The organism is Sphingomonas sp. dw_22 (assembly GCF_018449795.1).
GTDB lineage: Bacteria > Pseudomonadota > Alphaproteobacteria > Sphingomonadales > Sphingomonadaceae > Sphingomonas.
This window is the reverse complement of record NZ_JAAVVE010000071.1, coordinates 1-13110: the sequence shown is the minus strand read 5'-3', so window position 1 is coordinate 13110 and position 13110 is coordinate 1. Positions and strand designations below refer to the sequence as shown.

General features: G+C 66.8%; 10 protein-coding genes. 8 read left to right on the top strand and 2 right to left on the bottom strand.

Annotation, left to right across the window (positions count from 1 at the left end; genetic code table 11):
• The 3 genes from HB724_RS19410 to HB724_RS19400 form a co-directional block, all read left to right on the top strand.
• Positions 1 to 1137, top strand: a 1137-nt coding sequence (locus HB724_RS19410) for a M13 family metallopeptidase (protein ID WP_213982600.1), incomplete at its 5' end; no start/stop codon positions are given.
• A gap of 86 nt (positions 1138 to 1223) precedes the next feature.
• A complete protein-coding gene (locus HB724_RS19405; RefSeq protein ID WP_213982601.1) occupies positions 1224 to 3626 on the top strand; it encodes a response regulator in 2403 nt (800 codons plus the stop codon).
• Positions 3627 to 3664: 38 nt separating this feature from the next.
• A complete protein-coding gene (locus HB724_RS19400; protein WP_213982599.1) occupies positions 3665 to 4021 on the top strand; it encodes a response regulator in 357 nt (118 codons plus the stop codon).
• A gap of 17 nt (positions 4022 to 4038) precedes the next feature.
• On the opposite strand, the gene HB724_RS19395 is transcribed toward HB724_RS19400, so the two are convergent.
• Positions 4039 to 4755: an MOSC N-terminal beta barrel domain-containing protein gene (locus HB724_RS19395; protein ID WP_213982598.1), complete on the bottom strand. Its 717-nt coding sequence runs from the start codon at positions 4753 to 4755 to the stop codon at positions 4039 to 4041.
• Positions 4756 to 4894: 139 nt separating this feature from the next.
• Between HB724_RS19395 and recA the strand changes: the two genes are divergently transcribed.
• The 3 genes from recA to HB724_RS19380 all read left to right on the top strand — a co-directional run bounded on the left by recA (position 4895) and on the right by HB724_RS19380 (position 7408).
• Positions 4895 to 5977, top strand: coding sequence for a recombinase RecA (recA, locus tag HB724_RS19390; protein WP_213982597.1), 1083 nt, complete (start codon positions 4895 to 4897; stop codon positions 5975 to 5977).
• Between the two features lie 319 nt (positions 5978 to 6296).
• Entirely contained in the window at positions 6297 to 6788 is a 492-nt protein-coding gene (locus HB724_RS19385) for a DUF1801 domain-containing protein (RefSeq protein WP_213982596.1), read from the top strand.
• Positions 6785 to 7408, top strand: coding sequence for a glutathione S-transferase (locus HB724_RS19380; RefSeq protein WP_213982595.1), 624 nt, complete (start codon positions 6785 to 6787; stop codon positions 7406 to 7408). The genes HB724_RS19385 and HB724_RS19380 overlap by 4 nt, the downstream gene beginning before the upstream one ends.
• A 374-nt stretch (positions 7409 to 7782) precedes the next feature.
• Here the strand turns inward: HB724_RS19380 and HB724_RS19375 are convergent, their stop codons facing one another.
• Positions 7783 to 9105, bottom strand: coding sequence for a cation:dicarboxylase symporter family transporter (locus HB724_RS19375; RefSeq protein ID WP_213982594.1), 1323 nt, complete (start codon positions 9103 to 9105; stop codon positions 7783 to 7785).
• 97 nt (positions 9106 to 9202) lie between these two features.
• Here HB724_RS19375 and HB724_RS19370 point away from each other — a divergent pair, with 97 nt between their 5' ends.
• Together HB724_RS19370 and alaS are read left to right on the top strand one after the other, a co-directional pair.
• Positions 9203 to 10459, top strand: coding sequence for a Xaa-Pro peptidase family protein (locus tag HB724_RS19370; protein WP_213982593.1), 1257 nt, complete (start codon positions 9203 to 9205; stop codon positions 10457 to 10459).
• 465 nt (positions 10460 to 10924) lie between these two features.
• On the top strand, positions 10925 to 13110 hold a 2186-nt coding region (alaS, locus tag HB724_RS19365; protein ID WP_213982592.1), incomplete at its 3' end, for an alanine--tRNA ligase.

The window sequence follows — 13110 nt, the reverse complement described above, 5'->3', positions numbered from 1 at the left end:
ACGCCGATCGGCGTGCTGAAGGACCAGCTCCTGGTGCGCTCGCTCCACAGCTTCTCGGATGTGCTGCCCAGCGCCTTCGACAAGGAGGATTTCGCGTTCTTCGGTACCGTGCTCTCGGGCACGCCGGAGCAGGAGGTGCGCTGGAAGCGCGCGGTCGATTTCACCACCGGGGCGCTGTCGGACAATGTCAGCCAAGTCTATGTCGCGAAATACTTCCCGCCCGAGACCAAGGCCGCGGCCGACAAGCTGGTGAAGAACATCATCGCCGCGATGGACGAGCGGATCGACAAGCTCGACTGGATGTCTGCCGAGACCAAGGTGAAGGCGCATGCCAAGCTGGCCGCCTTCACGCCGAAGATCGGCTATCCCGATCGCTGGAAGGATTATTCGAACCTCCAGATCGTCGCCGGAGACGCCTTCGGCAACAATCTGCGCGCGAACCAGTGGGCGCATGAGGACAATGTCGGCCATCTCGGCAAGCCGCTCCAGCGCTGGGAATGGGGCATGACGCCGATGGAGGTGAACGCCTATGCCAATCCCGGCATGGTCGAGATCGTCTTCCCCGCCGCGATCCTCCAGCCGCCCTTCTTCGATCCGAACGCCGATCCGGCGATCAACTATGGCGGCATCGGCGCGGTGATCGGCCATGAGCTGAGCCACCATTTCGACGACCAGGGCGCCAAGTACGACATGCACGGCCGCCTGACCGACTGGTGGACCCCGGCCGACGTCGCCGCCTTCAAGGCGCGCACCGATGCGTTGGCGGCGGAGTATGACCAATATGAGCCGCTGCCGGGCATGCACGTCCAGGGCAAGCTGACGCTCGGCGAGAACACCGCCGATCTGGCCGGGCTGACCCTGGCCTATGACGCCTACAAGAAGGCGCTGGGCGGGCAGGAGGCGCCGGTGATCGACGGCACCACCGGCGATCAGCGCTTCTATCTGGGCTGGGCGCAGGTGTGGCGCCGCAACTATCGCGAGGCGAACCTGCGCCAGCGGCTGCTCACCGATCCGCACTCGCCGTCCGAGCAGCGCGCCTGGGTCGTGCGCAATCTCGATCCCTGGTACGCGGCCTTCACCCCGGCGGAATCCGCCAAGCTGTACCTCCCGGCCGAGAAGCGCGTCCGCATCTGGTGATCTAACCTGAAATCCTCCCCGGGCTTTGCTCGGGGAGGATTTGGATTCGCTTGACCGCGCCCACGCTACCGAACATCGGTAACGGCATGGCGACGCAGCCCGATTCCGCATCCCCCGCGCCGAGGACGTTGCTGCCCGCGCTGGCGGCGATCGTAGCGGGCTTCGCCGCGGCCGCGCTCATCCTGCTGACGCTGAACGACCGCGCGATCGCGATCGGCTTCGTTGCCGCCGGCATCCTCGCCGCCGGCGCCGCCTTCGCCTTCCGCCGCCTGCTCCGGGCCGAGCCGGTCGCCGAGGTCCAGACCGACTGGTCCGTCGCCTATGCGCTCGCCGCAGCCAGCGACGATGCGCTCGCCGTCACCGATCGCTCGGGCAAGCTCGTCTGCGCCAACAGCCGCTACGAGGTGCTGTTCGGCGGATGGCCGACGCCGCCCAATCTTCCGGTCAGCGAAGCGTCCGTCACCGCGCTCGGCGCCTGCGCGCGCGCGGCGTGGCGCCAGGGCGAAGCGCGCTGCGACGAGGTCCAGGCATTCGGCGCGCCGGTCTCCGTCCGGATCGCGCGGGTGGGGGAGGATTCGCTCGTCTGGCGCTTCATCGGCGTCCAGGCGCTCGATCTCGCGACCCAGGTCCAGGCGCTGATCGGCGGCAATACCGGCGATCGCATGGGATCGGCCGGGATCATGGCGGCGATGATCTCCCCGGACGGCCGCATCCGTGCCGCCAACCGCGTGTTCCGCGCCCGCGCGATGGGCAGCGCCGAGGCGCCGGTGGAGGGGCGGGACTTCGCGCGCTTCCTCGTCACCGATTCGCTGGGCCTGGTCCGCTTCGAGCGCGAAGGCGCCGAGGGCACGGCGCTCCGCGTCCTCCAGATACCGTTCCTCGAGGGCGAGGACGCGCCCCTGCTCGTCACCCTGCTCGACGAGGAGCCCGGCACCGTCCCCGCGCCCGCGATCGGGGCGAGCGCTTCCGCCCATGTCCGCTCGCTGATCGCGCTGCTGCCGTCCGGCCTGGCGCTGGTCGATCGCGACGGCCGGTTCGCGAGCATGAACGACGCCTTCGTCCGCGCCACCCGCGTCAACGCTGCCGCGCCGCCGCTCTATCCGGGCGACCTGGTGGTGCGCGAGGACAAGGGCGCGCTCGCCGATGCGATCCGCCGCTTCGCCGGCGGGGCGCCGCAATCGGTGGAGATGACCGTCCGGCTGGTCGATGCGCCCGAGGAGCCCGTCGCGATCACCATCGCCGGCGCGCGCGGCCTGGGCGATGCGGCGGTCCTCATCAGCCTCAAGGATTCGGGCGAGGAGGGCAAGCTCAAGCGCCAGATCGCCCAGGCGACCAAGATGCAGGCGGTCGGCCAGCTCGCCGGCGGCGTCGCGCACGACTTCAACAATATCCTGACCGCGATCATCGGGCATTGCGACCTGATGCTGATGCGCCATTCCCCCGGCGACAGCGACTATGACGACATCCAGCAGATCCGCGCCAATTCGAACCGCGCCGCCTCGCTCACCCGCCAGCTCCTCGCCTTTTCGCGCCAGCAGACGCTGCGCCCGCAGATACTCCAGCTCCCCGACGTCATCTCCGAAGTCTCGAACCTGCTGAAGCGCCTGCTCGGCGAGACGGTGACGCTCGACGTCAAGCACGGCCGCAATCTCGGCCCCGTCCGCGCCGATCCGGGCCAGCTCGAACAGGTCGTGGTCAATCTCGCGGTCAACGCCCGCGACGCGATGCTGTCGACCAGCCCCAATGGCGGCGGCACGCTGACGATCGAGACGATGGCGGTCTCGGCCTCCGAAGTCCGCCAGATGGACGACGACGTCCTCCCCGTCGGCGATTACACGGCGCTGCGCATCTCCGACACCGGCACGGGAATCCCGCCCGAGATCATCGGCAAGATCTGGGAGCCCTTCTTCACCACCAAGGAGATCGGCAAGGGCACCGGCCTGGGCCTTTCCACCGTCTACGGCATCATCAAGCAGTCGGGCGGCTTCATCTTCGCCGAGAATGTGCCGGGGAAGGGGGCAGCCTTCACCATCTACCTGCCGGTCCATAGCGCGGCGGAACCCATGGCCGCGACGCCGGCCAAGCTGCCCGCCACGGCGAAGAACAAGCAGCTCGATCTCTGGGGCACGGGCACGATCCTGCTGGTCGAGGATGAGGACATGGTCCGTGCCGTTGCCGAGCGTGCGCTCACCCGCCAGGGCTATACCGTGCTCACCGCCGAGAACGGCGAAGTCGCGCTGGAGCTGCTGGAGACCGCCGCCAGGCCCGACCTGCTGATTTCCGACGTCGTCATGCCGATCATGGACGGCCCCACCATGGTCCGCCAGGTGCGCAAGCGCTGGCCCGATCTGCCGATCCTGTTCATGTCCGGCTATGCCGAGGAGCAGCTCCGCCGCTCGATCGATCTCGACAATGTCGCCTTCCTACCCAAACCCTTTTCGGTTCAGCAACTTGCGGAGGCGACGCGAGACGTTCTCGTCCCGAAATAGCGCTTGGCGAGGGCAGGATTTCCTGCAAAGGGGCGCGCATGCCGGGGCCTAGCCGCATCCTGATCGTCGAGGACGAGCAACTCATCGCGATGATGCTCGAGGATTTCCTCGAGGCGCTCGATCGCGAGATGGCTGGCAGCGCGGACAATGTCGCGGCGGCGCTTGCGCGGATCGAGGAAGGGGGCATCGACGCCGCCATTCTCGACGTCAACCTGCGCGGCGGCGAGCAGAGCTGGCCCGTCGCGGACCGGCTGGCCGAGCTCGGCATCCCGTTCGTCATCGCCACCGGCGGGGCGGGCGACACCATCGCCGAGGCGCATCGCGGCCGCCCGATCCTCTCCAAGCCCTTCACGATGAGCAGCGTCGAGAAGATACTGGATTCGCTCCAGGGCTGAGCGGTCGCGCCGGGCATTTACTCCAGCACGCGCACCGGATCCCCCAGCCGGATCAGTCCCGGCCGCGCCGGCCCCGCATAGATCCCATAGGCATTGCCGAATTGCTGCGCGACGGTGCGCAGGATCGTCACGTCCTTGGCGGCGGTGTCCGGATCGATCGTGATCAGCACGCAGCGCGGAATGGGATCGGCGCAATGCACCACCGCGCCGTCCGGTTCGGCACCGAAGGCCAGCCGCAGCCCCTGGAATGCGCCGGCGTCCAACTCGCTCTCGATCGTCACGTTGATGCGGAAGCGCCGCGGATCGAGCGCCGCGCCGTGCGCCGCCTCCAGCCGGGCATGGCCCGCGGTCGTCTGGATCGAGATCGGCATCGCGTCATAGATGCCCCGCGCCACCTGGATCAGCGCCACCGGCGCGCCCGCCGCCGCCTCCAGATGCGCATGGAGCCCCGAATCGTGGAGCGAGACCCGCGCGCCGTCGGGCGTCTCCACCGTCACCGTCGAAGTCCTGGGCCGGGCCGGATCGGCGAAACCGGCCTTGTACAGCACCATCGCCGGCACGTCGCGCGCCGTCATCCACGGAAAGCGCGTGCCGTTGTCCGTATAATGGAAGGCATATTGGCGATCGCCCTCGATCCCCTGCCAGTCGATCTCGGCGATGGTCAGCCGCTCGCCGGCCATCGACTTGACCGGGAAGCGATGGAGCGCGCCGACATGGCCGATGATCCGCGTCATCCCGGCTGGCTAATCGGCCTGGTGCCCGGCCGCCACGAAAAATTTCGTTCCGCTCTTGTTCTCATAGAACAAATGCGATACATGCTTGTCCAACAGAGTTGAACGTACAAGCCAAACCTTCTAGCGACGGGGACTTCCAATGGCGGCATCTTTGAAGGTCATCGACAACAAAATGGCAGCTCCCAGCAGCGACAAGCAGAAGGCGCTCGACGCCGCACTCGCGCAGATCGACCGCGCCTTCGGCAAGGGCTCGGCCATGCGGCTCGGCTCGAAGGAGACGATGCAGGTCGAGGCGATCTCGACCGGCTCGCTCGGGCTCGACATCGCGCTCGGCGTCGGCGGCCTGCCGCGCGGTCGCGTGATCGAAGTCTATGGCCCGGAAAGTTCGGGCAAGACCACGCTCGCGCTCCATGTCATCGCCGAGGCGCAGCGCGGCGGCGGCACCGCGGCGTTCGTCGATGCCGAGCATGCGCTCGATCCGGTCTATGCCAAGAAGCTCGGCGTCAACATCGACGAACTGATCGTCTCGCAGCCCGATACCGGCGAGCAGGCGCTGGAGATCGTCGATACCCTGGTCCGTTCGAACGCGATCGACGTGCTGGTGGTGGATTCGGTGGCGGCGCTGGTTCCCCGCGCCGAGATCGAGGGCGAGATGGGCGACAGCCATGTCGGCCTCCAGGCGCGGCTGATGTCGCAGAGCCTGCGCAAGCTCACCGGCTCGATCAGCCGTTCGCGCTGCATGGTGATCTTCATCAACCAGCTCCGCATGAAGATCGGCGTGATGTACGGCAATCCGGAGACCACGACCGGCGGCAATGCGCTGAAATTCTATGCCTCGGTCCGTCTCGACATCCGCCGCACCGGCCAGATCAAGGATCGCGACGATATCGTCGGCAACGCGACGCGCGTGAAGGTCGTCAAGAACAAGGTCGCGCCGCCGTTCAAGCAGGTCGAGTTCGACATCATGTATGGCGAGGGCATTTCGAAGATCGGCGAGATCCTCGATCTCGGCGTCAAGGCCGGGCTGGTCGAGAAATCGGGTGCCTGGTTCAGCTATGACAGCGTCCGCATCGGCCAGGGCCGCGAGAACGCCAAGACCTTCCTCAAGGAGAATGCGGATCTCTGCAATCGGCTGGAGGCCGCGATCCGCAGCCGCACCGACAAGGTCGCCGAGGAAATGATGGCGGGTCCGGATGCCGATGAAGGCGACGACGATCTGTAACGGAATTTGAGGCCGGACTGCCGCCCCAGGCGGTAGCGTCGGTCACGGGCGTAGCTCCCATCGGAAGGCCCGGCGCACTTGTTGCGCCGGGCCTTTCCGCATGTCCGGCGCCATTCGGGTTCGGCTTTCGCAGGCGAGAGCGGCTCTTCAATTCCCTCCCGGAACGGGGAGGGGGACCATTCGCGCAGCGAATGGTGGAGGGGTCGCGCCGCAGGCGCGGGACTTGGCTGGCAACGTAGGGAAGCTTCGATGCCCGCCACCCCTGATGATTTGCATATCGAATTCGCCTGATATGATCCCCCGCCAGAGAAGGACTCGCATGACCAGCCCCGCCGATCCCGACGATGTCGAAGCGACCCAGGTCCAGGTGGAGGGCTTCATCGCGCGCTTTTCCGAGCAGATCGCCGATCGCGTCAGTGCCGGGCGTGCGGTGCTGCGGGCGCGGCTGCCGGGCGTGACCGAACTGGTCTATGACAATTACAACGCGCTCGCGATCGCTTACGGGCCGGGCATCAAGACTTCGGAGGCGGTGTTCAGCCTCGCCGTCTATCCGCGCAACGTACTGCTCTATTTCCTGCCCGGCGTCGGCCTTCCCGATCCCGAAGGGCTGCTCCAGGGAGAGGGAAGGCGGGGCCGCTATGTCTGCCTGACCGATGTCGCGCTGCTCGACGAGCCTGCCGTCATCGCGTTGATCGACGCGGCGCTCGACCGGGCGAAGCATCCCTTGCCGCCCGGTGGCGGCCGCACGATCGTCAAGTCGATCTCGGCCCGGCGGCGTCTGCGCCGTCCCGCCACGCAGGAGCCGGCATGATAATCGTCCACCATCTCGAAAATTCGCGGTCGCAGCGCGTGCTCTGGCTGCTCGAAGAACTCGGTCTCCCCTATGAGATCAAGCGCTACCAGCGGAACAAGGCGACGATGCTCGCCCCGCCCGAGCTCAGGCGGGTCCATCCGCTCGGCAAGTCGCCGGTGGTCGAGGACGAGGGAAGGGTGATCGCCGAGACCGGCGCGATCGTCGAATATCTGGTCGAAAAGGCGGACGGCCGCATGGGCGTGCCTGGCCATCGCGACGATGCGCTGCGCTATCGGCACTTCCTCCATTATGCCGAGGGCTCGCTGATGCCGCCTTTGTTCACCAAGCTGGTCCTCAGCCGCGTGCCGCTGCTGGGCAAGGTAGCGCAGAGGAAGTTCCAGCCGATGATCGACGTCCATCTCGATTATGTCGAAGCCGAGCTCGCCCAGCGTGCCTGGTTCGCCGGCCCCGATCTTACCGCCGCCGATGTGATGATGAGCTTCCCGCTGGAAGCGGCCGTCGGTCGGGCCGATGCCATCGAGGGACGCCCGCATATCGCCGCCTGGCTGGAGAGCATCCACGCCCGCCCGGCCTATCAGGCGGCGCTCAAGGCCGGCGGCCCCTATGCTTATGCCTGAGCTTGCAATGTAGGATTTGGAATGCTTGGCCGGGGTGGCCCGGGGCCTTGCCCCGGCCGCTCTTTGAATTGTCAGGTGATCCAGGCCGTCCGTGCGATGGCATCGCGTCAGGCGATGCGGACATTCCCCCTTCTTCCCTCTCCTTTGGGAGAGAGTGAGCGGCCGCACTTGCGGCCGCGCGAGGCTCCGCCTCGCGTCCCCTCATCCAACCTTCTCCCAAAGAAGAAGGCTTGAGGGGCCGGTAACCACCACCAGGCGATCTTGTCGTCATCCCGATCGCGCAACAAAGTTACGAGATCGAGCGCGTTCTCGGTAAGTCGGTCAATCCAGCGGGCAAGCCAAACCGCCCAACCCGACCTTCCGACCGCACAGCCTCAATGCTTCCCATATCCCTCGAAGCTGTCGGAATCCGCCGTTGCGGCCGTACCGATCGGCTTGATCTCCGGCTCGGGTTCCTGGGGCGCGTCGAGCTGGCCTTCCCAGCGCGCCACCACCACGCTCGCCACGGCATTGCCGATCACGTTGGTCGCCGTCCGCCCCATGTCGAGGAAATGGTCCACCGCCAGGATCAGCAATATGCCCGCCTCCGGGATATTGAAGTGGCTGAGCGTGCCGGTGATGACGACCAGGCTGGCGCGCGGCACGCCGGCGATGCCCTTGCTGGTGATCATCAGGATCAGCAGCATCTGGATCATCGTCGCCCAGTCGAGATGGATGCCATAGGCCTGGGCGATGAAGATCGACGCGAACGTCATGTACATCATCGAGCCGTCGAGGTTGAACGAATAGCCGAGCGGCAGCACGAAGCTGGCGATGCGCGGCGGCACGCCGAACCGGTCGAGCGCGTCGAGCGTACGCGGATAGGCGGCCTCGGACGAAGCGGTCGAAAAGCCCAGCAGGATCGGATCGCGCAGATAGCGGATCAGCGTCCCCGTGCGCGGCCCCACCAGCAGGAAGCACGCCCCCAGCAGCACCGCCCACAGCACGAAGAGGCCGATATAGAAGCTGCCCATGAAGAAGGCGAGGTCACCGACCACGCCCAGCCCCTTGGTCGCCAGCGTGCGTGCGACGGCGCAGAACACCGCGACCGGCGCGAACAGCATCACATAGCCGGTGACGGTCAGCATCACCGAGACGAGCGCCTCCAGCCCGCGCAGCAGCGGTCCGGCCTTCTCGCCCACCGCCGCCATGCCCACGCCGAAGAATAGCGAGAAGATCACGAGCTGGAGGATGTCGTTGGTCGCCATCGCGTCGATCGCGGAGGTCGGGACGATGTGCGTGAAGAACTTGGCCACGTCGAACGCGGCGCGATCGACGCCGCTGGAGGCGTTCACCGCCGGCAGTGCCAGATGCAGCCCGGTGCCCGGTTGCAGCAGGTTGACCAGGATCAGGCCGAGGGTCAGCGAGATCAGGCTGGCGCAGACGAACCAGAAGAACGCCTTCAGCCCCACGCGCCCGATCGCGCCGCCGCTGCCCATATGCGCGATGCCGACGACGAGGGTGGAGACCACCAGCGGCGCGATTATCATCTTGATGAGATGGAGGAACATCTGCGTGGGGATGTCGAGATAATAGGCGATGCCTTCGAGTTGCTGGGTGCCCGCGCCGCCATCGTCATAGGCTGCATTCAGCCCCCAGCCGAGCAGACCGCCGAGCAGCAGCCCCGCCAGAATGAACCATGTCAGTCGCTTGCCCACGAAAATCCCCTGATGTTTGAGCGCGGCAAGGAAGGGGATTGTCGCCGCCGGGTCAAGGACCGTATCGCTTGCGCACCTGATTTGGCCGGAGATCCGCATGCCTTTCCTAGCGCGCCGACACTTGCTCACCGCTGCGGCGGCTCTGCCCTTGCTTGGTCTTCCCGGCATTCTCCGCGCCGCCGAGCCCGATCTTTCCGAGCTGAAGGACATCACCACCGGCGCCCGGCCGATCTCGGCGGAGGAGCGCAAGGCACGAATCGCCCGCGCCCAGAAGCTGATGGCCGCCAACGGCATCGGCGCGGTGCTGATCGAGCCGGGCTCGTCGCTCGTCTATTTCACCGGCGTCCGCTGGGGCCGCAGCGAGCGGCTGACCGCGGCGATCCTGCCGGTCGAAGGCGATCCGTGCATCGTCACGCCGTTCTTCGAGGAGCCGCGCACCCGCGAGACGCTGGGCGTGCCCGCCGAGGTGCGCGTGTGGCAGGAGGATGAGGATCCGCTGGTCATCGTCGCGGGCTTCCTCAAGGACCGCAAGCTTGCCGGCCGCCCGATCGGAATCGAGGAGACGGTGCGTTATTTCGCGATGGATGGCCTCCAGCGCGCGCTGCCGTCCGCGAAGATCGTTTCGGCCAATCCGGTGGTGCGGGGCTGCCGGATGGTGAAGACCCCGGCCGAGATCGCGCTGATGCAACTCGCCACCGACGTGACGATCGCCGCCTATCGCTGGGTCCATCCGCGGGTAGAGAAGGGTATGAGCCAGCGCGACGTCTCCGCGCTGATGGATGCGGCGACGCGCAAGCTGGGCGGCGCGCCGGAGTTCAGCCTGGTGCTGGTGGGCGAGGGCGCGGCCTATCCGCACGGCACCAAGACGCCGTCGCTGGTGGCGGAGGGCAAGATCGTGCTGATGGATTGCGGCTGCACCGTGCAGGGCTATCAGTCCGACGTGTCGCGCACCTTCGTCCATGGCGCGCCCACGGCCGAGCAGCGCAAGGTGTGGGACCAAGTGGCGCACGGCCAGCAGGTGGCGTTCGCGGCGGCGAAGCTCGGCGCGCCCACCGGCAGCGTCGACGATGCAGTGCGCGGCTATTACACCTCGCTCGGCTATGGCCCGGACTACAAGCTGCCCGGCCTGTCGCACCGCACTGGCCACGGCATCGGGCTGGACGGGCATGAACCGGTCAACCTCGTCCGCGGCGAGCAGACGAAGCTGGCGCCGGGCATGTGCTTCTCGAACGAGCCGGGCATCTACATCCCCGGGAGCTTCGGCGTGCGGCTGGAGGATTGCTTCCATATGACCGAGGCGGGGCCGAAATGGTTCAGCGAGCCGCCGAAGTCGATCGACGCGCCGCTAGGATGACGTTGGGCAGGATCGGCTGCTGGATCGTAGCCGCATCAATCCTGATTATCGGCACGCTTTCCATCTGGGGGTGGGGATCGGCCTATTACTTCGATTCGCAGCGCACGGTTCTGGCCTCGTCCGTGTCTCCCGATGGGAGCAGCATAGCGCAGGTCGAACGGCTCGTCGTTGGCGACGTACCCAATATCATACTGACTCTTCGCTCCTCATGGGCGCCCAATTGGTATCTCATGAGTTGCGCTGCGGTTTCCCATTACGGCGAGACACAGGCGGGGGTGCGATGGCTCAGCAACGATCGCATAGCGCTGCGCGCTAGCGTTGAGCCGAAATATTGGCGGACTGACGCAGCGCCGTTCAAGCACCGGGGATGCGGCCGGATGACGGTGGTGATTGAGAACGTGGCCAATTACCCTGATCGAACCGTTTCGCTTGAGCGAACGCGCGCGGCCCCCTAAGTCGCAACGCATGACGTCCACGAACGATATCCGCCGCAGCTTCCTCGACTATTTCGAAGGCCAGGGGCATGCCCGCGTGCCCAGCGCCCCGCTGGTGCCGCACAACGATCCGACGCTGATGTTCGTGAACGCCGGCATGGTGCCGTTCAAGAACGTCTTCACCGGCCTGGAAGCGCGCCCCTATTCGACTGCGACGAGCAGCCAGAAATGCGTGCGCGCCGGCGGCAAGCATAACGATCTCGACAATGTGGGCTACACCGCGCGCCACCACACTTTCTTCGAGATGCTCGGCAATTTCTCGTTCGGCGACTATTTCAAGGAACAGGCGATCACCCATGCCTGGACGCTGCTGACCAAGGTCTGGGGCATCCCAGCCGAGAAGCTGACCGTCACCGTCTATCATACCGACGACCAGGCGTTCGACCTGTGGAAGAAGATCGCGGGGCTCCCCGATCACCGGATCATCCGCATCCCCACCAAGGACAATTTCTGGGCGATGGGATCGGACGGCCCGTGCGGCCCCTGTTCGGAGATCTTCTACGATCATGGCGATCACATCTGGGGCGGCCCGCCGGGATCGCCCGAGGAGGATGGCGACCGCTTCGTCGAGATCTGGAACCTGGTCTTCATGCAGTTCCTGCAGGAGAATGATGAGATCATCGGCGATCTGCCGCGGCCGAGCATCGACACCGGCATGGGCCTGGAGCGCATCGCCGCGGTGCTTCAGGGCGTCCACGACAATTACGATACCGACACGTTCAAGGCGCTGATCGCCGAAAGCGGCGCGCTGACCGGCGCCGCGACCACCGGCGAGAACCAGGCGAGCCACCGCGTGATCGCCGATCACCTGCGCTCGTCGGGCTTCCTGGTGGCGGATGGCGTGCTGCCGGCGAACGAGGGGCGCGGCTATGTGCTCCGCCGCATTATGCGCCGCGCGATGCGCCACGCACACCTGCTCGGCGCCAAGGATCCGCTGATGCACCGCATGGTGCCCGCGCTGGTCGCCGAGATGGGCGCCGCCTTCCCCGAGCTGGTCCGCGCCCAGCCGCTGATCGAGGCGACCCTGCTCCAGGAGGAGACGCGCTTCCGCCAGACGCTCGCCAACGGCCTGCGCCTCCTCGACGAGGCGACCCAGGGCTTCAAGGCCGGCGACACGCTGCCGGGCGAGACTGCGTTCAAGCTCTACGATACGTTCGGCTTCCCCTATGACCTGACCGAGGACGCGCTGCGCGCCAACGAGATCAGCGTCGATCGCGCCGGTTTCGATGCGGCGATGGCGCTTCAGAAGGCGGCCGCCCGCGCCGCCTGGAAGGGTTCGGGCGACAAGGCGTCCGAGGAGCTGTGGTACGATCTGGCCGATGAGCTGGGGAGCACCGAGTTCACCGGCTATGTCGGCACCGAGGGCGAGGGCCAGGTGCTCGCGCTGGTGAAGGACGGCGCGCGGGTGGAGAAGGCCGAAGCCGGCGACACCGTCACCATCCTCACCAACCAGACGCCCTTCTACGCCGAGAGCGGCGGCCAGATGGGCGACAGCGGTGTGATCTCGAACGACAAGCTCCGCGCGCTGGTGGACGACACCTCCAAGCCGCTCGGCCGGCTCCACGCGCATCATGCGAAGATCGAGAGCGGATCGATCGCGGTGGGCGACGCGGTGCATCTGTCGGTCGATGCCGAGCGCCGCGATCGTGTCCGCGCCAATCATTCGGCGACGCACCTGCTGCACGCGGCGCTGCGCAATCGCCTCGGCACCCATGTCAGCCAGAAGGGCAGCCTGGTGGCGCCCGATCGCCTGCGCTTCGACTTCTCGCACCCTTCGGCGCTGACGCCGCAGGAAATCGCCGATGTCGAGGCCGATGTGAACGCGCAGATCCGCCACAACGGCGCGGTCGAGACGCGGCTGATGACACCCGACGACGCGATCGCGGCGGGCGCGATGGCGCTGTTCGGCGAGAAGTACGGCGACGAGGTCCGCGTGCTCTCGATGGGGCTGGGCGAGGATGCCTCCTATTCGGTCGAGCTGTGCGGCGGCACCCATGTCGGTGCGACGGGCGACATCGCGATCTTCAAGATCATCTCGGAAAGCGCCGTCTCCTCGGGCGTGCGGCGCATCGAGGCGCTGACCGGCGAGGCGGCGCGGCTGTGGCTGGGGGCCCGCGACGAGCGGCTGCGCGAAGCCGCCGCGACGCTTAAATCCTC